The following is a 19,627-nucleotide window of genomic DNA, read 5'->3' as shown; positions in this document are numbered from 1 at the left end:
GCAATCTTTTACATTTTGAAAATGATAAAACACCCTTCAAACAACTATAAAACCGGATAAAAATTTTTATTATTATTAATCTAAACAAATGAAACAAAGCTGCAACCAAAAGGATTTTCGCCTATCAACAAAAAAGATTTTCCATTTGAACGGAAAACCTTTTTTATATTTTATATTCTGAATATTATTGCTTAGTCAGTTCAAAGTAAGCTGTTACTTCAACATCTTTCGCGATTCCGGCTCCTGACGGGTCATATTTGATTCCATAATCCAGACGATTCACGGTAAATTTAGTCTGAATTCCCATAATTTCTTTTCCGTCCTTATTTTTTGTAATTCCTCCAAACGTAACCGGAGCAGTGATTTCTTTTTCCACGCCCTTCATCGTCAGTTTCCCTTTTACGATGTAATTATTGTTCTTATCTTTTGTAACGGAAGAACTCTTAAATTCAATCGTAGGATATTTGGTAACTTCGAAAAACTCTTCGCTGATAAGATGTCTGTCTCTCATGTCCACTCCTGTATTAATGGAAGGGACACTGATAGAAAAGCTCAAATCGGCATTATCCAGATTAGCACCACCAGTGGCTGCTTTTCCGTCAAATTTATCAAACCTTCCCTGCACAAAACTGATGCCCATGTGCTTGATATTAAAGTTGATTGATGAATGCATCTGGTCCACCTGCCAGCTTCCCTGTCCAAAAGCAACAATACTTAACAACCCAAATACGAAAGATAAAAATACTTTTTTCATTGTAATGATATTTTACATTAATATATTTTAATTGAATAAAGCTAAGATATGAAAGATATTCCTATCGCAGACGTATTAGTTTTTTTATATTAACCCCATTTACATTCTGAAAAAAAAATGCTTTTTTATAACTTCGCAGTATGGCAAAACTGAAAACAGCATATTTCTGTCAAAACTGCGGAACCCAGTATCCTCAATGGCTGGGGCAATGTAAAAACTGTGGAGAGTGGAATACATTAGTGGAAGAGGTTGTAGAAAAACCTTCTCACAAAACGCCTCCCTTTTCGAAAACCAAACAACATGTTATCAATATTGTTGAAGTGGAAACGAGCGAAGAGCCGAGAATAAAAACACCTTCCGAAGAGCTGAACCGTGTTTTAGGAGGCGGCATCGTTTTAGGTTCTGTAACTCTGATTGGTGGTGAACCGGGAATCGGGAAATCTACCCTTCTGCTTCAGCTTGCTTTAAAAATGAAGAAAAAAATCTTCTATGTTTCCGGGGAAGAAAGTGCTTCTCAGATCAAAATGAGAGCAGACAGGCTTACGGATATTCAGAATCCGAACTGTTTTCTTTTTACGGAAACTTCACTGGAAAAAATCCTTCATGAGGCTAAAAAGCTGGAGCCGGATTTCATGATTATCGATTCTATACAGACCCTTCAGTCTCAATTGATAGAAAGTTCTCCGGGAACAGTATCCCAAATCCGCGAATGCTCCAATGAGATCATCAAATATGCCAAAGAAAACAATACTCCGGTATTTCTTGTAGGCCACATCACCAAAGACGGACAGATTGCCGGACCAAAGGTTCTTGAGCACATGGTGGATGTCGTCCTGAATTTTGACGGAGACCGGAATCACCTGTTCAGATTACTAAGAGCCAATAAAAACCGTTTCGGATCCACTTCAGAAATCGGAATTTATGAAATGATCTCACAGGGATTGAAAGAGATTAAAAACCCTTCGGAAATTCTGATTACCAAAAAGTTTGAGGAACTTTCAGGGAACTCCGTTGCAGTAACTCTGGAAGGAAACCGACCGATGCTTCTTGAAATACAGGCATTGGTAAGTACCGCCGTTTATGGTACTCCTCAAAGAAGCAGCACCGGTTTTGATTCCAAAAGACTGAATATGCTTTTGGCCGTACTGGAAAAAAGAGCAGGTTTTCAGTTGGGAGCAAAAGACGTCTTCCTTAATATTACCGGAGGAATAAAGACAGACGATCCGGCACTGGATCTGGCAGTGATCGCTTCTGTTCTTTCATCCAATGAGGATATCGCTATTTCCGAACATTACTGCTTTGCCGGAGAAATTGGTCTGAGTGGAGAAATACGTCCGGTAGCCCAGATTGAACAGAGAATTACTGAAGCGGAAAAATTGGGTTATGAAAAAATATTTGTTTCCAACCTTAATAAAATCCCGAAAAGAAAATTTGGAATCAAGATTGAAGAAGTGAGTAAAATTGAGGATTTTCACGAGAGGCTTTTCTAAGGTGAATGGTTAATTGATATTTGGATAAAAAATTCACAAGCGAAGCGGATTCACTATTATCAAACATTCACATTTAATTCATACCTTTAATTTATGAATTATCTGGCTCATTCATTTCTTTCTTTTACCGACGGGCAGATCGTGGGGCAATTTCTCGAGGATTTCATCCGCAACAGAGATCGTTTTTCTTTCCCGAAGGAAATTCAGGACGGAATTACCCTGCACAGAGCGATTGATACATTTACAGATTCTCATCCTGCTATTCACGAAGCCAAAAAAGTATTTGCTCCTTTGGTAAGACTGTACGCCGGTGCATTTGTGGATGTATCAATGGACCATTTTGTAGCCAGAGATCTTTCCCTGAATTCCCTGGCAGAATGGAAAGCACATTCTCTGCATGTTTACAGTGTTTTGAATGCCCACGAACAGTGGCTCCCTGAAAATTTTAAAAAGATGCTGGCTAAAATGGAACAGGATGACTGGCTTTATAATTACCGTGAAGACTGGGGAATTAAATTCAGTATTCAGAATGTACTGAATAAAGCAAAATATCTGGATAAAGATATTCCTGTTTTTGAAGCTTTTTTAAAGAATAAAGATCATCTTCAGCAGTGTTATGACGATTTTTTTCCTGATCTTCTTGTTCATGCAAAAGGGATCAGCACATTACTCCAGCTGGAAAACTGATATTCTTAAAACTGTTTATAGAGATAACGGTTGGGATAGGTAAGTTTTTCACTGTTTCTTTGCCCGTTTACAATGATATGAACAATATTGATCTGATCATCAAAAAGGTTATATAAAAAACTGACAGCTGCTTCTACTTTTTTCGGAACGGGCACCGGTTCTGACTCAAGAAAGATATCTACAGATTCCTGATCTTCTTCATAACCAATATAATTTACTTTTAAAAATTTGTTATCAGCCTTTAACCTGAAATATTCTGAACAATATTTTTGCAGGGCATCATTCAGTTTCGCTTTATATTTTTCGTCATTAAAATGGAAAGCACTTCCATATTTTTTCCCCAGCCCATTTTCCATGTCATCAAGAAAGAATCTTCCGGTCACTTCAAAGGTTCTGGATTTTGAATTATAATTAATTTCAACAGATCCTACATGGTATGGATGAACCACATCACTGCTCACAAAGCTCTGAAAAACAATCGTCATCAAAAAAAGAAATCCCCAAAAAAACTTACCCGACATGAATTTTATTTTACAGCAAATATAAAAAAAGCAGCAGTTATACAACCGCTGCTTTTGATTATAATGGATTGATGAATTTATTGCTTCATTACTTTTTTCGTAATTTTTGTGTTATCATCCAATGCAATGGTAAACAGATACGTTCCTCTTACCAGTTCTGAAACATCAATTTTACCGGAATTTTTATCTACATTGACCGTTTTAATCAATTTTCCTGAAACATCATAAATAGTTACTGCTCCTTTAGAATATCTGCCTAACGATACATTTACAAAATCTTTTGCAGGATTCGGGGTGATGTTCACTTCTGAATTTATTTTCACATCCGCTGTTCCCAATGTTGTTCCTGTTTTTACAAAATATCCGCCAAAGCCTGTCGTCTGGAAGCTCACTTCCCAATATTGGTAAGTATCATTCCAGATAATATCTGCAATATTTGGGGTAATAATTGTGGCAGTCCCTCCAAAAGAAGCTACGGTACCTGTAGTACTGGTTCCTGTATATTTTTCGATAAGAAGATTTGCTTTATTCGCAACATCAGTAGGTGAAGTAGGTAATTTTACTCCATTGGTCAGATTATAGGCATCGAAATCACTCTGTTTGAAATATAAGGTTACTTTACCGGTAGCTGTGGTAGTGTTTGCATCCGAATTGATTTCATATCTTCTTGCCACATAGTTGGGCTGTGCATTATCAACCCACACTTTGGATGTTACATTTCCTGTTACGGTACTGGCTGTTTCTTTTTCTATTCTTGAGATAAGCTGGCAGGAATTTGTAAAATAATTGTAACCATTTGTCACCGTACTGGCTTTCGTCTGGTTGGATGTTGCTAAATTCTTTACTTCAGCAACATTTTCGTAGACCACGGCTCTCATTTTAAGATCAAATGTTCTTGAAGTCCAGGTAGTACCGTCTGTAGAAGTCTTAGATCTGTTATTCACTACTGCATTTTCAGCTTTCATGGCAATCCTTCCTCCTAATCCGTTTACGACAATATAAAATTCTTTTCCGGTTACCATTTGAATATTCAGATCTGAAAGGTTCACATAATTCCAGGTAAATCTTTGAACGTTATTAAGCCATGAAGTAATGGTTTTAGTTGCTATAATATCTCCGGGGTTTCCATTGGCATCCACTTTTCTGATTTGGATATCAACCGGAATATCCGAAGGAAGAGAAGTACCTGTTAAGAATGAAAAACCGCCCAGTTTTCCTGTCAATGTCGGCGTATATCTTACTGCCAGGGCAATATTATCAAAGTAATAATTTGATTCTGTATTGGCAATAATATAAGGTTCATCGTATCCTACAGTTTCAAAATTAGACTTTACACATCCTAATTCATCCGTAACAGCTTTGTAAATATCTAATTTCCCATATCCCCATCTCATATTGGGAACAGTTCCTGTTGCCCCATCCATTCTTGCATTGGAAGTAAGACGTGCTTTCACCTGGGCGGCTGTTAATGAAGGATTAGCCTGAAGCAGTAAGCCTACAGCTCCTGCTACCCCCGGTGAAGACATACTTGTTCCCTGGTTTTTTACATAATAATTGGTTCCGGCAATGATATCTGTTGAGCCAGGAGCGGAATCGGCTGATCGGGAAGAAATCACGTTCTGTCCTGAGCCTGCAATATCCGGTTTCTGGACACCATCTACTCTTGGCCCCTGGGCACTGAATGAAGAGATGGATTCTTGCGGAGTAAGTGTAAAGTAGCCGCTTGCTCCACTGTACCAACTGGCTCTTCCCATATAAGAAGCTACCGTAATGGCGTTGGAAGCATTCCCCGGTGATCCTACAATATATTCATTATCCCCGTTTTGTAAGGTGGTTTGCACTCCCTGACTATACAGCCAGCCGTGGGCTGTGATCTGCTGGGTTCCGTTGTTGGTAATTTCCAATGAATAATTCCCCTGAACATTGGTGGTTCCGGAGGTTCTGGTCACTACCAACTGTACATATCTTTTATTGTTGTCGTTACTCCAATAGTTGTACATGGTTGCGGTAAGACCTCCTCCTAATATAGTATGAGCGGTGTTTGTACTGATATTCTGCGTATACTGCTGTCCGTCCGGAGTGGTTAATTTTGCAGTAACGGGAGTATTGTCATTGGCATACATAATGAATGAGAATACTGAAGCTGCGGAAGTGTTGCTTGCTACGGTAAAGTTATATGTTTGTGCCGCACCGGCTGCAATATCTACTTTTCTGTGAAGATTAGCTCCGTAATCATTTCCTGCAGAAATCACAACAACTCTTCCCGCTCCTGAAGTGGTAAAACTATTCACTGCTACTTCATGGCTGGAAGTTCCGTCGTGGGCACTGCTCTGACCACCGATACTCATATTAACAACAATGGGCTTATTAAGAGCCGTTGCTACGTTCTTGAAATACGTTAAAGCATTAATGGTATTGGTTGTGGGGAAAGACCCGTTTCCACCTTTTACAAAAACAATATCTGCATCAGATGAGAATCCCTTATGTCTTTTATCGGCAAAGGCTGCACCATTCCCGGCTGCTGTACCCGAAACGTGGGTTCCGTGACCATTAATATCATTTTCACGAACAAAACCTGTTGGTGTTCCGTCCAGTTCATCTTCAATCTGCGCTCTGGTATATTCTACACCAGTAGAAAACCCTACCGGAGCAGTTTCCCCCGCCTGTGCAGTTAATGTCTGATCCCAAATAGAAACAATTCTGCTTTTGGTCTGATCATCGGCTTTTCTGAAATCCGGGTGTTTCCAGTCTATTCCGCTGTCATAAATTCCTACCAGAACACCTGTTCCGTTATAAGCGGTGTTATTGAAAACTCCCTCCTGCAAAAGACTTGCTCCGGACTGAGCTCTGCTCACATCATTATGAAGTTCATCAAATTCCGGCGCCATTACAGAGGTTACATAAGGAAGCTGCATCAGTCTTTCAATATCTTCAATGGTAACCAAAGCTGTGGAGAAAGCCGGCAGCTGGCTCTGAATAATAAAACCGTCTGCTTTCAGTTTTTCCGGTTCTTTGGTATAAATAATACATGAATACATGGTTTGTGCTCCCTTTGAAGTCACTACCAGATGCTTATCAAGTTTCATATCAGGACGTTCCAAATCTTTAACAGATCTTCCATTGGCAATATTTTCCTTATTTTTCAATAAAATATCAAACCGGGAGTCAAGTTTTTGTACCTGTCCGTAAAATGCATAGGAATATAATCCTAAAAACGCTGCTGCAGCATTTCTGAGAAGCTTCGCTCCTCCGGGTGAAATGTTTACATTTGTAGAAAATAATTTTTTAATATCCATAATTCATTTTTAAGCAATACAATTATACAATTTTTATTCAATATATCAATAAGCCAAGATATTAACAACAATCAAGCTTAAAAATTAAACCAGATAATAAAATCAACCATATTTTAACAATATATTCAAAATATAAAATTTTTTAACCAAAATGCAGGATTTTCTTTTTTATTTAAACCTTGGATGGGAACACATTATTTCACTGGATGCCCTTGATCATCAGCTTTTTGTTCTGGCTTTAATTGCTGTTTATTCTTACAGTGACTGGAAAAAAATTCTGATTCTTGTTACGGCATTCACCATTGGACATTCCATTACATTAGCACTGAGTATTCTGGATATTTTCAGAGTTCCTTCTGACTGGGTGGAATTTTTAATTCCTTTAACCATTGTTCTGACCTCTCTGGATAATATTATCATGAAAAACCAGAAACAAACTCTGATGCGGGCCAACTATTATCTTGCACTGATCTTCGGCCTTGTTCATGGGATGGGATTTGCCAACACCGCAAGAGTAATGATTGCCAAAAGCCAGAGTATAGCCTTACCTCTGCTTGGCTTCAATATCGGGCTGGAACTTGGCCAGATTGTAATTGTTTTTGCTATTTTGATCGTCCTTTTCATTCTGCTCAATCTTTTTAAAGTGAATAAAAAAGACTGGATTTTATTTGTCTCTTCAGGTGTATTTGCTTTATCCCTAAAAATGACTTTGGAAAGAATTCCTTTTTAAAATTTAAATATTCATATTAATTCAACAGGTAATTACTATCTTTGATCATTAAAAAATCATTTCGGTTATGAAACTAAAAGTTGTTATACTTTCACTTTCTGTATTTGCATATACAGGTTTCACCGCACAAAATATTCAGAATAACCCTGGCAGCAATCATGGCAACAAGTTTGAGCAGCTGGGCACTATTCTGCCAACACCCAACATTTACAGAACGGCATCAGGAGCTCCCGGTCACGGATACTGGCAGAACAGGGCCGACTACAACATTACCGCTTATCTGGATGAGGATAAAAGAAATCTGAAAGGTTCAGAAACGGTGACTTATTACAACAATTCTCCTGATGATCTGGATTATATCTGGCTTCAGCTTGATGAAAATGAACATTCCAGCATTAGAAACGCCGGGTATGATACATCATCTGTTCTTCACCCTTCAACAACAGACCAGCAGCTTAAAGTAACGGAACTTCCTGTTAAGGATAACGGGTATGGTGTAAGTCTTGAGAAAGTGACTGATGCTTCAGGTAGTCCTTTGAAATATACAGTCAACAAGACTATGATGCGTATTGATCTTCCCAAGGTTTTGAAAAAGGGCGAGAAATTCGTTTTCAAAGTAGACTGGAACTACAATATTCCCAACAGAATCAAAATGGGCGGCCGCGGCGGTTATGAAAATTTCCCAGAAGACGGCAACGATCTGTATACCATGGCACAATGGTACCCAAGAATGTGCGTGTATAGTGATTTCCAGGGCTGGCAGAACCATCAGTTTACCGGAAGAGGTGAATTTGCGCTGGTTTTCGGAGACTTTAAAGTGTCAATGAATGTTCCTTCCGATCATATTGTTGGCGGAACCGGAGAGTGTAAAAATTACGACCAGGTATTAACACCTGATCAGCTGTCAAGATACAGAAAAGCTGAAAATGCTTCTGAACCTATCGAAATTGTAACTTTGGACGAAGCCAAGAAAGCGGAAAAAAATCATTCAAAACAAAGAAAAACATGGGTTTTTGAAGCGAAGGATGTTCGTGATTTTGCATGGACTTCTTCCCGAAAATTTGTCTGGGACGGAATGCTTGTAACCATTCCTGAAAACAATAATAAAGTAATGGCCATGAGCTTTTATCCAAAGGAATCTTACGGTCTTTACAGAAAGTTTTCCACAAAAGCGGTTGCTCATACCATTAAAACCTACTCAGAATTTACCATTCCTTATCCATACCCGGTAGCCCAATCTGTAGAAGCGGCCAGCGGAATGGAATATCCGATGATCTGTTTCAACTTCGGAAGAACCGAGAAAGACGGAACCTATTCTGAAGGAACCAAAAACGGAATGCTTGGAGTGATTATTCATGAAGTAGGACACAACTTCTTCCCAATGATCATCAATTCTGATGAAAGACAGTGGGCATGGATGGATGAAGGTCTGAACACCTTTACAGAATACCTTACAGAAGAAAAATGGGATAATAAGTTCCCTTCCAAAAGAGGACCGGCATGGACCATCGTAGATTATATGAAACTGCCGAAAGATCAGCTGGAACCTATCATGAGCAACTCTGAAAATATTGTTCAGTATGGACCGAACGCGTATTCAAAACCTGCGACAGGACTGAATATTCTTCGTGAAACAATCATGGGAAGAGAGCTTTTCGACAAAGCTTTCAAAACGTATGCTAAAAGATGGGCTTTCAAACACCCTGAACCTGCAGATTTATTCCGTACCATGGAAGATGCCAGCGGTGAAGACCTTGACTGGTTCTGGAGAGGATGGTTTTACGGTACAGACCCTGTAGATATCGCTATTGATAAAGTAACGGTAGCCGTTCCTAATCTTGAGAGTGATCCTAAAGCTGCTGCTGAAATAAAATATCAGGTAGAAAAACCATTGGTCAACAATTTTGAAGATCTTTCAAAAATCAGAAACAGAGAAGATAAGAATATTAAATTCTATGTAGACGGCGATAAGGAGGTTCAGGATTTCTATTACAAATATGACAGAGGCCAGGAAAAGGTAGATAATAATAAGCAATACAGCATCAAAACCGAAGCTGGTCTTCCTTTAGATGCTAAGGATAAAGAGAAATTCAAAAATATTACAGGATATCAGATCGATTTTGTCAACAAGGGCGGATTGGTAATGCCTATCATTCTTGAGTTCACATTTGAAGACGGTTCAAAAGTGTATGATAAATCTGCTGCACAGATCTGGAGGCTGAATGAACAAAAAGTTTCCAAGACCTATTATTTTGATAAGAAAGTGAAATCTATTCAGCTTGATCCCATGAGAGAAACGGCTGATATTGATACCAGCAATAATTTCTGGAGCAGTACCGGAACGGGTACTGAAACTTCTAAATTCCAGCTTTTCAAACAAAAACAGGAAGGCGGAAATGTAAGAGGAGGCTCAACCGGAAAGGTTAATCCAATGCAGGCTGCAGGAAAAAGTTAAAACCAAGAAGTTGTAAACTTTAACAAATATAACACTACTTCGTATGAAAGATGATAGAATTATTGTTTTTAATATGAGGTAGTGTTTTTTTGCTTAAATCTGCCTAACCAAAAGTTCAGGAATCAATTGAACTTCTATACAATACCAACACCTGTTTTCCGTCTATAAAAAAATATAACAACCTGACTTAAAAAGTTTTATATTTGAATAAACATCAATGTCAAAAACCTGATTGACAATAAATGTTCAGGATAAAAAAAACAAAATATTACTTATGAAAAATGCCAAATTACTAAGCAGAGATGCTCAGAAATCGATCAATGGCGGACTTGCTGCCAGACTTGTATGCTGCGAACGCGATGAAAACGGAAAATGTACTTTATGGATCGGACCGGGACAAAATTGTCCTTAATCTGCAACCTGATAACAATTAAAATAAAGCCGGAGTTTTCCGGCTTTTCTGTTTTATATTCTCAAGCTCCGGATTTCGGATAAAAACCTTTAATAACTGATAATCAAAATTTTATTAAAAAATCACGAACAAAAATATATCACATTACAAGGAAAAACAGTATCTTTGATATACTTCTTTTACACCAAATGTCAAAATCCTGATTGACTTTAAATGCTCAGGATGTACAAACCAAAATATTTTTAACTATGAAAAATGCCAAAGTATTAAGCAGAGATGCTCAGAAATCTATCAATGGCGGAGCAGCAGGACGTATTTGCTGTGAGTACAATTACAAAGGACAATGTATCCTGTGGATCGGACCTGGACAATATTGCCCATAGTTCAATCCTTAGATAACAACTAAAAAAAGAGGCTGTCTCAAAGGTTAAATAATTTGACTTTTGTCATTCTGACGAAGGAAGAATCTTGCTTCTAACCATATAAGATTCTTCACTTCATTTTATTTCGTTCAGAATGACACTTTGGAACAACCTCTTTTTAACTTAAATGTTCTTTTACATTCTTTTTATAGGTTCTTCCCAAAGGAAGTTCATCACCATTTTTCAAAAAAACATGGCTGGAATTATACGAATTAATATGTTCTGATAATACAATATAAGACTTATGGATCCGGATAAATCCCAAATGCTGAAATTTCTCTTCAAAATTGGACATTCTCTCCAGAATCATATATTTTTTCAAAGGCGTCATCAAAACAATATATTCACCGAATCCCTGTATCCACAGAATATCTTTAAGGAAAACCTTGTTCATCACATAATTGGATTTGAACATAATAAAATCTTCCTGCTGCCGGCTGCCGGCCGAACTTTTAAACTGAACAAAATCCCTTGCTTTATGGACTGCTTTTTTAAAGGTATCAAAATCCACAGGCTTGATAAGATAATGAACGACATCCAGCTCAAAGGCTTTCACGGCATACTTTGTTTCCAGGGTAAGAAAAATACACAACGGCGGATCAGGAAGCTGCTGCAAAAGCTCTACTCCATTGATTCCAGGCATATTGATATCAAAAACAACCAGATCTACTTTATGGGCCTTCAGAAATGCAAGCGCTTCCTCCGGTTTCTGAAATGAAGCCAGCAGATCAACTCCTTCAAGCTGATCACAATATTGTTTTACAAGCTGTAATGCAGGATATTCATCATCTACATTAACGATAGTCAGGTTAGCCATTGATAATAATTGTTAAAGCAATTTTATACTGATCATTTTCTTTCGGGCCGGAATAAAATTCATACTGATCAGGATAAAATTTTTCCAATATATGAATTATGGCTTCATTTCCCAACCCGTGATAATCAGATTCAGCGACAAGAGTTCTATCTTTCCCGACAGAATTTATAATTTCAAAATACAGTTCAGAACGCTCGATATTACAGAATAATCTGATAAAACCATGAGCATCTTCCCCTATTGCTGAATGTTTTAAAGCATTTTCAAATAATGTAAGGAGTATTGCAGACGGAATTTCAGCAATGTCAAATTCTTCCTGATCTTCGATATCCATGACAATATCCAGCTGATCATTATATTTAAGCTGATACAAAGCAGCAAGTGCCTTCAGGGAAGAAAATTCCTGGGAAACGGTTACTTTTTCTTTTCCGCTGTCATAAATAATATATTTCAAAAGCTTGCTCAACTGCAAAATAGAATCCGATGTCTTCTCCGAATGGGTGACACTGTTGGCATAGATATTATTAAGGGTATTCAGCAAAAAATGAGGGTTCAGTTTAGACTTCAGCAAATCAAGATAAAGCTGATCTTTTTCTTCTCCAAGGCTGATCACATCCTGTTCTATTAAAAATTTGTCTTTGGTAATTCCCAAAAAAGAACCCACCAGAATGATGATTCCCTGTGAGATGTACACGTTATACAAAAACCCGACGTGGTAGCCTTTACCACTGAAATCCATTTGAAAAACGGCAGGTTCCCAAAGAATTCTGAAAAGACTGGACCCCAGAAAGAGGATCAGAGCATAGAGGATAAACTCCGGGTATTTATTGGACAAATAGAACCGGGGAACCAGATAATAGTACACCAGATAGTAAATTCCCACATTGAAAATGGTGTTCAAAATAATGCTTATTACCAACTGAGTTGAGTCCAAGAAGTAGTTTTCGGTGAAATAAGTCATCAAAATGAAGATAAAAAGGAAAAAAATGTGCTGAAACCTCAACAAAAATTTCCAACGGTATTTCATAAGGCTTTCCAGAATTTTACCACTAAATAAAATTCTGATAATCAATAATATAAAAATAAAATTAATGATTAAAAACATAGTCCATACCTTATTTTGAAACGCCTCAAATATAAATATCTTTTTGTCTCAAAATGCAGTTCGTTGAGAAAAACTGTCATTGATTGAAAAATTCCAGAGCCGCTCTTTCTAATAAATATATTTGAAAAAGTACAATATTAACCCAATATTCTATGAAAATCAATATAAAATTAACCCTTATTTTATCATTATGCTTATTCAACGGACTTTACAGCCAGAGTAAAGATAATTACAATATGTGGTTTCAGTACCTGATGTCGGCAAAACTTACCGATAAAAGTACTTTAACTGCACTTACCCAGTACCGTTCCTTCGATCTGGCTTATGACACAAGACTTTTTCTGGTAAATGCTTATGTAGATTATGAAGTGGCTGAAAATATAAGACCTGCTGCAGGAGCTATGTTTCTGATCCTCGAATCTTACAATGCTGACGATTCTAAAAAAATACGGTATGAAAAGAGACCATTCCAACAGGTAACTGCTGATTATTATATCGGAAGGACATCAGTTTCCAACCGCCTTAGGGTGGAAGAGCGTTTTCTCAGCAACCCCGATGAATTCGAGGTAAGACTCCGGTATCTGATCTCTGTCCGCATTCCTTTCAACAAAAAAGGAGAAAAAGAAAAACTCTACGGTATTCTTAAAAATGAAATAAGAATGAATATGGATAAAGCAGAACCTTTCGACAGCAATCGTATTACCGCAGGCCTTGGAATAAAAGTGGGCAAAAATTCTGCTCTGGAACTGGCCTTTATCAATCAGATGGAAACCGGAAAAACAAGCAATTACGGATTTATAGGCTTCAGAAACAGTTTTGACTGGAGAAAAAAGAAACAACAATAACCTCATTAATATTTATAGATAACTATGCTTACATTTCTTGGTTTTTTAATGATTTTCATCTTCATGATCCTGATCATGAACAAAAAGATGACCCCGCTTACGGCTTTGGTCATTGTGCCGGTAACTATAGCCCTTTTTGCAGGCTTTGGTCCTCAGTTGGGAGACATGATGAAAAACGGTGTCAAAGAAATAGCTCTGACCGGTGTTATGCTGATCTTTGCCATCCTTTATTTCAGTTTAATGATAGACACGGGGCTTTTTGAACCGTTAGTGAATATAATTTTAAAAGCAGTTGGCGACAATCCCATCAAAACAACAATAGGAACTGCTGTTCTTACTGCGTTGGTTTCATTGGATGGTGATGGTTCATCCACCTATTTAATTGTCGTGGCCGCTATGCTTCCGTTGTATAAAAAACAAGGAATGAATCCGCTGATTCTTACATGTATTATTATGCTTGCCGGGCAGATTATGAATATTCTTCCCTGGGGAGGACCAACAGCAAGGGTAATGAGTTCCCTGAAGCTTGGCCACACTGAAATATTTGTGCCTATGATTCCTATTATGGCTATAGGTATCCTGTGGGTTATATTTGTTGCCTATATTTTGGGCAGAAGGGAAAAAATACGAATTGCAAAACATGGTAAATTTACACGCTACAACAGCAATGATATTATTGGCGAAGCAGATCCTGCACTTCGCCGCCCGAAACTGATTCTGATCAATCTTGCCCTTACCATTACCCTTTTGGTAGTCATGATTCTTGATATTGTTCCTTTAGGAATTGCCTTTATGATTGCTTTCTGTATCGCTTCCATCATCAATTATCCAAAATTAAAAGACCAACAGAAAATCATTTCCAAACATGCAGGAAATGCCCTATCAGTGGCCGGAATGATCTTTGGAGCCGGAATTTTTACGGGAATTCTGAACGGATCGGGTATTATGCAGGCAATGGGAAACAGTATGATAGAAATAGTTCCTAAGAGCTGGGGCGGTTATATGAATATTGTGACAGCCTTATTCAGTATACCGTTTACTTTTTTCCTATCCAATGATGCCTACTACTTTGGGATATTGCCCATTATCGTTGCTACCGGTCATCAATTGGGAATTTCACCGGAAATATTGGGAAGAGCAAGTCTTATCGGGCAGGGTTCTCACCTTCTCAGTCCATTGGTTCCGTCTACTTATCTGTTGGTATCGCTGGCGGGTGTGGAGTTTTCAGATCATTTGAAATATACATTAAAGTGGGCCTTAGGATCATCAGTCATCATGTTGCTGAGTGCATTGATTCTTGGTATTATATAAGGTTATATCTTTGAATTTCGTAATCTTATTATCTATAAAAAAGTGAATGATGAAAACTGTTAAGCAAAAAACATTTACAGACTCCTATTTAAGAAACCTTACCCTGTATGTTTTCACGGCTATTATCTGTGGCGCATTAACGGGTTATTATTTTCCGGAAGTCGGTAAACAGCTGGAAAAGGTAAGCAGTTACTTTTTTATGCTTCTTGAGGTGCTGATCATTCCTGTTATTTTCATTGCGGTGACCTATGGCGTAAGCTATATTTTCAGTACTAAAAATGCTTTTAAAATTGTAATCCAGATGGTTCTGTATTTTTTAATCATCACTTCCATAAGCATTGTATTGGGAATCGGGTCCGGTCTTCTTTTAAAGCCGGGAGCCAACACAGGAATTATTATTTCTTCGCACAAGGCACTTCCGGAAAGATTTTTAACAACGGCCAGCAACCCACTGCATATCAGCAACTATGTACTTTTTCTTTTCATATCCATATCTGCGGGAATTGTGATTGGTGTTTCGAAGAAGAGAAATAACATCTTTAAAGCTTTAGACGCAGGAAGAAATCTGTTTTTCAGGCTCATCAAATATGTGTATCTGTTTCTGCCGATAGTCATTTTCTGTAATATCGCTTATGGCATTTCTGTATATGGAATCAATACTTTGCTGCCCTTAAGTAAAATTGTGGCCACCGTATATCTTACCAGTGTATTTTTTATTTTCGGAATATTAGGGATTGTAACGGCTTACTTTAAGATCAATCTCTGGGATTTTTTAATCAGCATCAAAGAGGAAATTATTCTGGTAGTAGCTACTTCTTCTTCCAAGATGGCATTCCCTATGATTTTTGATAAAATGGAATCTCAGGGCTATGACCGGAAAATTCTTCGTCTTATAATTCCTCTCGGATACAATTTTAATCTGGCGGGCGCCTGCATTTATCTTTCAATATCGTGTATTTTCCTGGTCCAGTTATATAATATTCCTCTTACGTTACAGGATTATTTCTGGCTTTTTATCACCATTTCCATTGCTTCCAAAACGGCTTCGGGAGTACCGGGATCAGGTTTTCTTGCGCTGATGTTTACCCTAAGCAGGTTTGGAAAAATTCCCACCACAGATCTTGCATTGCTGTACAGTGTAGACCGCTTTATGAATGAAGCCAGATCTGTCACCAATTTCATCGGCATTTCGGTTTCCGCTGCCATTATTTCAAAACTTAATCAAAATTCTATTCCTTTAAAAAATGATGTTTCCTGATTTTACCCACCTTCTCAATGACATATTACAAAACCCTGCAAAATCGATAGCCATTATCGGCAATCTGATCCTTATCGAAAGCCTTCTCTCCGTAGACAATGCTGCCGTATTGGCGACCATCGTCATGGACCTGCCCGAACATCAAAGAAAAAAAGCCCTGAAATATGGAATTCTTGGAGCTTATATATTTCGAGGGCTTGCTCTTATTTTCGCCTCCGTACTCATTTCCGTCTGGTGGCTGAAACCACTGGGAGGGTTGTACCTGATCTATATTTCCTTTGACTGGTTTGTCAAAAAAATAAAAAACACAAATGATGAAGAAAATCCGGAGGAAAACCCGGACAAAGAATCCAGCTGGCTGTATAAAAATTCGATCGGGCTGCTGGGGCAGTTCTGGGCAACGGTTGCTATTGTGGAGGTAATGGATCTTGCTTTCTCCATAGATAATGTCTTTGCGGCAGTCGCTTTTTCAGATAATTTACTTCTGATTACGTTGGGGGTTTTTATTGGAATTTTAGCCATGAGATTTATTGCGCAGTGGTTTGTCCGTTTGATGCAGGTATTTCCTTTCCTGGAAACGGCAGCTTTTATTGTCATTGCTATTTTAGGAATTAAATTAAGCCTGTCCTTATACGAGCACTTCTACCCTGCTACGGCATTCGCTCATTTCTTAGGCAGCCATACCATGGAAATTTTAGTTTCCGCCATTACCGTCCTGTTGTTTGTAGTACCGGTAACAACCAGTTATCTTTTCGGATTTCCGGCCCGCAAAAAATAATTTTTCTGCCAAATTTTCACATTCGGAAATAAAAATCTGCCATTTCAGCCATCAGCGTCTCATGGCATACATTTAGAGAATTACAACACAGAAATAATTAAAAAATTAAATATATTATGTCAGTAAACTTTAAACCATTGGCAGACAGAGTTCTGGTAGAGCCAATCGCAGCAGAAACTAAAACAGCTTCAGGAATCATTATCCCGGACACTGCAAAGGAAAAGCCGCAAGAAGGTACTGTAGTAGCAGTAGGTCCTGGTAAAAAAGACGAGCCTACAACGGTTCAGGTAGGTGACAAAGTACTTTATGGTAAATATTCAGGTTCTGAATTGAAGTTGGAAGGTAAAGATTATTTGATCGTAAGAGAAGCTGATTTATTGGGAATCATTGGGTAAAAGCAGCAGGCATTAAGCTATAAGCAGTAGGCAATGAGAGACTACAAAAAATATGATACCTGGAAAATTTCTCATGAATTGGTAAAAGAAATTTATATTATTTCTGAAAGTTTTCCTAAATCTGAGTTTTTTGGTCTTACTTCTCAAATAAGAAGGGCCGCTGTTTCTATTCCTACCAATATCGCAGAAGGCTGTGGCAGATCCACAGATAAAGAATTTGCAAGATTTATAGAAATAAGTATAGGTTCTACAAACGAAACCGAATATCTTCTTTTTCTTTCTTGTGATTTAGGATTTACTTCTGAAGATAAAATAGCAGCACTTAATGCAACGCTCAATTTAACCCGGCAAAAACTTATACAACTTAGAAAAAAATTATTAAATAATAATTAATTGCTAAAGGTAAAAAGCTTATCGCTTAAAGCCTATAGCCCAAAGCTTAAAAATTATGGCAAAAGAAATAAAATTCGATATTGAATCAAGAGACGCTCTAAAAAGAGGGGTTGATGCATTAGCAAATGCAGTAAAAGTAACTTTAGGTCCTAAAGGGAGAAACGTAGTAATCGAAAAATCTTTCGGTGCTCCACACGTAACTAAGGATGGTGTTTCTGTAGCAAAAGAAATCGAACTTGAAGATAAGGTAGAAAACATGGGAGCTCAGATGGTAAAAGAAGTGGCTTCCAAAACCAATGATATCGCAGGAGACGGTACTACTACCGCTACTGTATTGGCACAGGCTATCGTAAGAGAAGGTCTTAAGAACGTAGCGGCTGGTGCTAACCCGATGGATCTTAAAAGAGGAATCGACAAAGCGGTAACTGCTGTTGTGGAAAACCTTAAATCTCAATCTCAGGAGGTTGGAGATTCTTCAGAAAAAATCAAGCAGGTTGCTTCTATTTCTGCCAACAACGATGATACCATCGGTTCTTTAATCGCTGAAGCGTTCGGAAAAGTAGGTAAAGAAGGAGTAATCACTGTAGAAGAGGCTAAAGGTACTGATACAACCGTAGACGTTGTAGAAGGTATGCAGTTCGACAGAGGATACCAGTCACCTTACTTCGTGACCAACCCTGAGAAAATGTTAGCTGAACTTGAAAACCCATATATCCTTTTAGTAGAGAAGAAAATCTCTTCAATGAAAGAATTGCTACCGGTTCTTGAACCAATTGCACAAGGTGGTAAGTCTCTATTAATCATCTCTGAAGAAGTTGAAGGAGAAGCTTTAGCTACTCTGGTAGTCAACAAACTAAGAGGTTCTCTTAAAATTGCTGCTGTAAAAGCTCCAGGATTCGGAGACAGAAGAAAAGCAATGTTAGAAGATATCGCGATCCTTACAGGTGGACAGGTGATTTCTGAAGAGCAAGGTTTCACTATGGAGAACATCTCTTTAGATATGCTTGGAACTGCTGAGAAAGTAACGATCGACAAAGACAACACTACAGTTGTAAACGGTGGTGGTGACGAAGCGAAAATCAAAGGAAGAGTTGCTCAGATCAAAGCTCAGATGGAAACTACAACTTCTGACTACGACAGAGAAAAACTTCAGGAAAGATTAGCTAAGTTAGCTGGTGGTGTTGCTGTACTTTACGTAGGAGCTGCTTCTGAAGTAGAAATGAAAGAGAAAAAAGACAGAGTAGATGATGCCCTACACGCTACAAGAGCTGCTGTTGAAGAAGGTATCGTTGCCGGTGGTGGTGTTGCTTTAGTAAGAGCCATCTCTGCACTTGACAATCTTTCAGGATCTAACGCTGACGAAACTACAGGGATCAAAATCGTTAAGAGAGCTATCGAAGAGCCATTAAGACAAATCGTTGCCAATGCAGGTGGTGAAGGTTCTGTAATCGTTGCTAAAGTAGCAGAAGGATCAGGAGACTTCGGGTACAACGCGAAAACTGACGAGTATGTTCACATGCTTGAAGCAGGAATCATTGACCCAACTAAAGTAACAAGAGTTGCCCTTGAAAACGCAGCTTCTGTATCTGGAATGCTTTTAACAACTGAATGTGTTATCACTGAAGTGAAGAGCGCTGAACCAGCTATGCCAATGGGTGGTGGAATGCCAGGAATGATGTAACAGCGTAAGCTGAGACAATTTAATATACTAACCGCTCTGCTTTTTGTAGGGCGGTTTTTTTGTATGTAAATCTAAGGCAAGATATTTAGATTGGAATCCTTGTCATGGTTTAAAACCTTGACAAGGATCTGCTTAATATACTTGAAAACGTAGCTTCTGTATCTGAAATGTTTTTAACAACAGAACGTATAATCATTAAAGTGAAGAATGCTGAACCAACTATCCCGGATTTAGGACTAACATATTCTTAATTCTATATCTAAATAAAAACTGCTCT

Annotated in this window: 18 protein-coding genes; 13 read left to right on the top strand and 5 right to left on the bottom strand. The window is 38.1% G+C overall.

Going from position 1 to position 19,627, the window contains the following annotated elements:
- Positions 1–184: 184 nt before the first annotated feature.
- A complete protein-coding gene (locus AC5YGI_RS19755; RefSeq protein ID WP_330743321.1) occupies positions 185–754 on the bottom strand; it encodes a YceI family protein in 570 nt (189 codons plus the stop codon).
- A gap of 140 nt (positions 755–894) precedes the next feature.
- On the opposite strand from AC5YGI_RS19755, the gene radA reads away from it, so the two are divergent.
- Together radA and AC5YGI_RS19745 are read left to right on the top strand one after the other, a co-directional pair.
- The gene (gene radA, locus AC5YGI_RS19750) at positions 895–2,244 is read left to right on the top strand and encodes a DNA repair protein RadA (RefSeq protein WP_110008141.1); all 1,350 of its coding nucleotides are present in this window, start codon (positions 895–897) and stop codon (positions 2,242–2,244) included.
- 93 nt (positions 2,245–2,337) lie between these two features.
- Entirely contained in the window at positions 2,338–2,931 is a 594-nt protein-coding gene (locus tag AC5YGI_RS19745; protein ID WP_330743325.1) for an acyl carrier protein phosphodiesterase, read from the top strand.
- Between the two features lie 5 nt (positions 2,932–2,936).
- Here the strand turns inward: AC5YGI_RS19745 and AC5YGI_RS19740 are convergent, their stop codons facing one another.
- Together AC5YGI_RS19740 and AC5YGI_RS19735 are read right to left on the bottom strand one after the other, a co-directional pair.
- Positions 2,937–3,452: a DUF6702 family protein gene (locus tag AC5YGI_RS19740; protein ID WP_330743327.1), complete on the bottom strand. Its 516-nt coding sequence runs from the start codon at positions 3,450–3,452 to the stop codon at positions 2,937–2,939.
- A 77-nt stretch (positions 3,453–3,529) separates the two neighbouring features.
- Positions 3,530–6,748 carry a S8/S53 family peptidase gene (locus tag AC5YGI_RS19735; protein WP_496169362.1) on the bottom strand — a complete coding sequence of 1,073 codons (3,219 nt, stop codon included), beginning with the start codon at positions 6,746–6,748 and terminating at the stop codon, positions 3,530–3,532.
- 151 nt (positions 6,749–6,899) lie between these two features.
- Here AC5YGI_RS19735 and AC5YGI_RS19730 point away from each other — a divergent pair, with 151 nt between their 5' ends.
- The 4 genes from AC5YGI_RS19730 (at position 6,900) to AC5YGI_RS19715 (ending at position 10,728) form a co-directional block, all read left to right on the top strand.
- Positions 6,900–7,478 (top strand): HupE/UreJ family protein, encoded by a 579-nt coding sequence (locus tag AC5YGI_RS19730; protein WP_227943265.1) that lies wholly within the window; start codon positions 6,900–6,902, stop codon positions 7,476–7,478.
- 67 nt (positions 7,479–7,545) lie between these two features.
- Positions 7,546–9,933 carry a M1 family metallopeptidase gene (locus AC5YGI_RS19725; RefSeq protein ID WP_496169359.1) on the top strand — a complete coding sequence of 796 codons (2,388 nt, stop codon included), beginning with the start codon at positions 7,546–7,548 and terminating at the stop codon, positions 9,931–9,933.
- Between the two features lie 274 nt (positions 9,934–10,207).
- The gene (locus AC5YGI_RS19720) at positions 10,208–10,345 is read left to right on the top strand and encodes a hypothetical protein (RefSeq protein WP_330743336.1); all 138 of its coding nucleotides are present in this window, start codon (positions 10,208–10,210) and stop codon (positions 10,343–10,345) included.
- Positions 10,346–10,593: 248 nt separating this feature from the next.
- A complete protein-coding gene (locus AC5YGI_RS19715) occupies positions 10,594–10,728 on the top strand; it encodes a hypothetical protein (protein ID WP_330743338.1) in 135 nt (44 codons plus the stop codon).
- Positions 10,729–10,885: 157 nt separating this feature from the next.
- On the opposite strand, the gene AC5YGI_RS19710 is transcribed toward AC5YGI_RS19715, so the two are convergent.
- Both AC5YGI_RS19710 and AC5YGI_RS19705 read right to left on the bottom strand, forming a co-directional pair.
- Positions 10,886–11,584, bottom strand: a complete 699-nt coding sequence (locus tag AC5YGI_RS19710) for a LytR/AlgR family response regulator transcription factor (protein ID WP_330743340.1) — start codon at positions 11,582–11,584, stop codon at positions 10,886–10,888.
- Entirely contained in the window at positions 11,577–12,485 is a 909-nt protein-coding gene (locus AC5YGI_RS19705) for a sensor histidine kinase (protein WP_496169356.1), read from the bottom strand. Before AC5YGI_RS19705 ends, AC5YGI_RS19710 begins: the two co-directional genes overlap by 8 nt.
- Positions 12,486–12,841: 356 nt before the next feature.
- On the opposite strand from AC5YGI_RS19705, the gene AC5YGI_RS19700 reads away from it, so the two are divergent.
- From AC5YGI_RS19700 to groL, 7 genes are all read left to right on the top strand, one after another.
- Positions 12,842–13,534, top strand: a complete 693-nt coding sequence (locus AC5YGI_RS19700; RefSeq protein ID WP_330743344.1) for a DUF2490 domain-containing protein — start codon at positions 12,842–12,844, stop codon at positions 13,532–13,534.
- Between the two features lie 24 nt (positions 13,535–13,558).
- Positions 13,559–14,845, top strand: coding sequence for a CitMHS family transporter (locus AC5YGI_RS19695; RefSeq protein WP_330743346.1), 1,287 nt, complete (start codon positions 13,559–13,561; stop codon positions 14,843–14,845).
- A gap of 46 nt (positions 14,846–14,891) precedes the next feature.
- A complete protein-coding gene (locus AC5YGI_RS19690) occupies positions 14,892–16,103 on the top strand; it encodes a cation:dicarboxylate symporter family transporter (RefSeq protein ID WP_330743349.1) in 1,212 nt (403 codons plus the stop codon).
- Positions 16,090–16,881: a TerC family protein gene (locus AC5YGI_RS19685; protein ID WP_330743351.1), complete on the top strand. Its 792-nt coding sequence runs from the start codon at positions 16,090–16,092 to the stop codon at positions 16,879–16,881. The genes AC5YGI_RS19690 and AC5YGI_RS19685 overlap by 14 nt, the downstream gene beginning before the upstream one ends.
- A gap of 116 nt (positions 16,882–16,997) precedes the next feature.
- Entirely contained in the window at positions 16,998–17,276 is a 279-nt protein-coding gene (locus AC5YGI_RS19680) for a co-chaperone GroES (protein ID WP_002976538.1), read from the top strand.
- Positions 17,277–17,309: 33 nt separating this feature from the next.
- Positions 17,310–17,669: a four helix bundle protein gene (locus tag AC5YGI_RS19675; RefSeq protein ID WP_330743363.1), complete on the top strand. Its 360-nt coding sequence runs from the start codon at positions 17,310–17,312 to the stop codon at positions 17,667–17,669.
- 55 nt (positions 17,670–17,724) lie between these two features.
- Positions 17,725–19,350, top strand: a complete 1,626-nt coding sequence (groL, locus tag AC5YGI_RS19670) for a chaperonin GroEL (protein ID WP_062675889.1) — start codon at positions 17,725–17,727, stop codon at positions 19,348–19,350.
- Positions 19,351–19,627: the final 277 nt, after the last annotated feature.

This window comes from Chryseobacterium sp. CS3K3.1, assembly GCF_059515165.1.
This window is presented reverse-complemented; position numbering and strand designations above follow the sequence as displayed.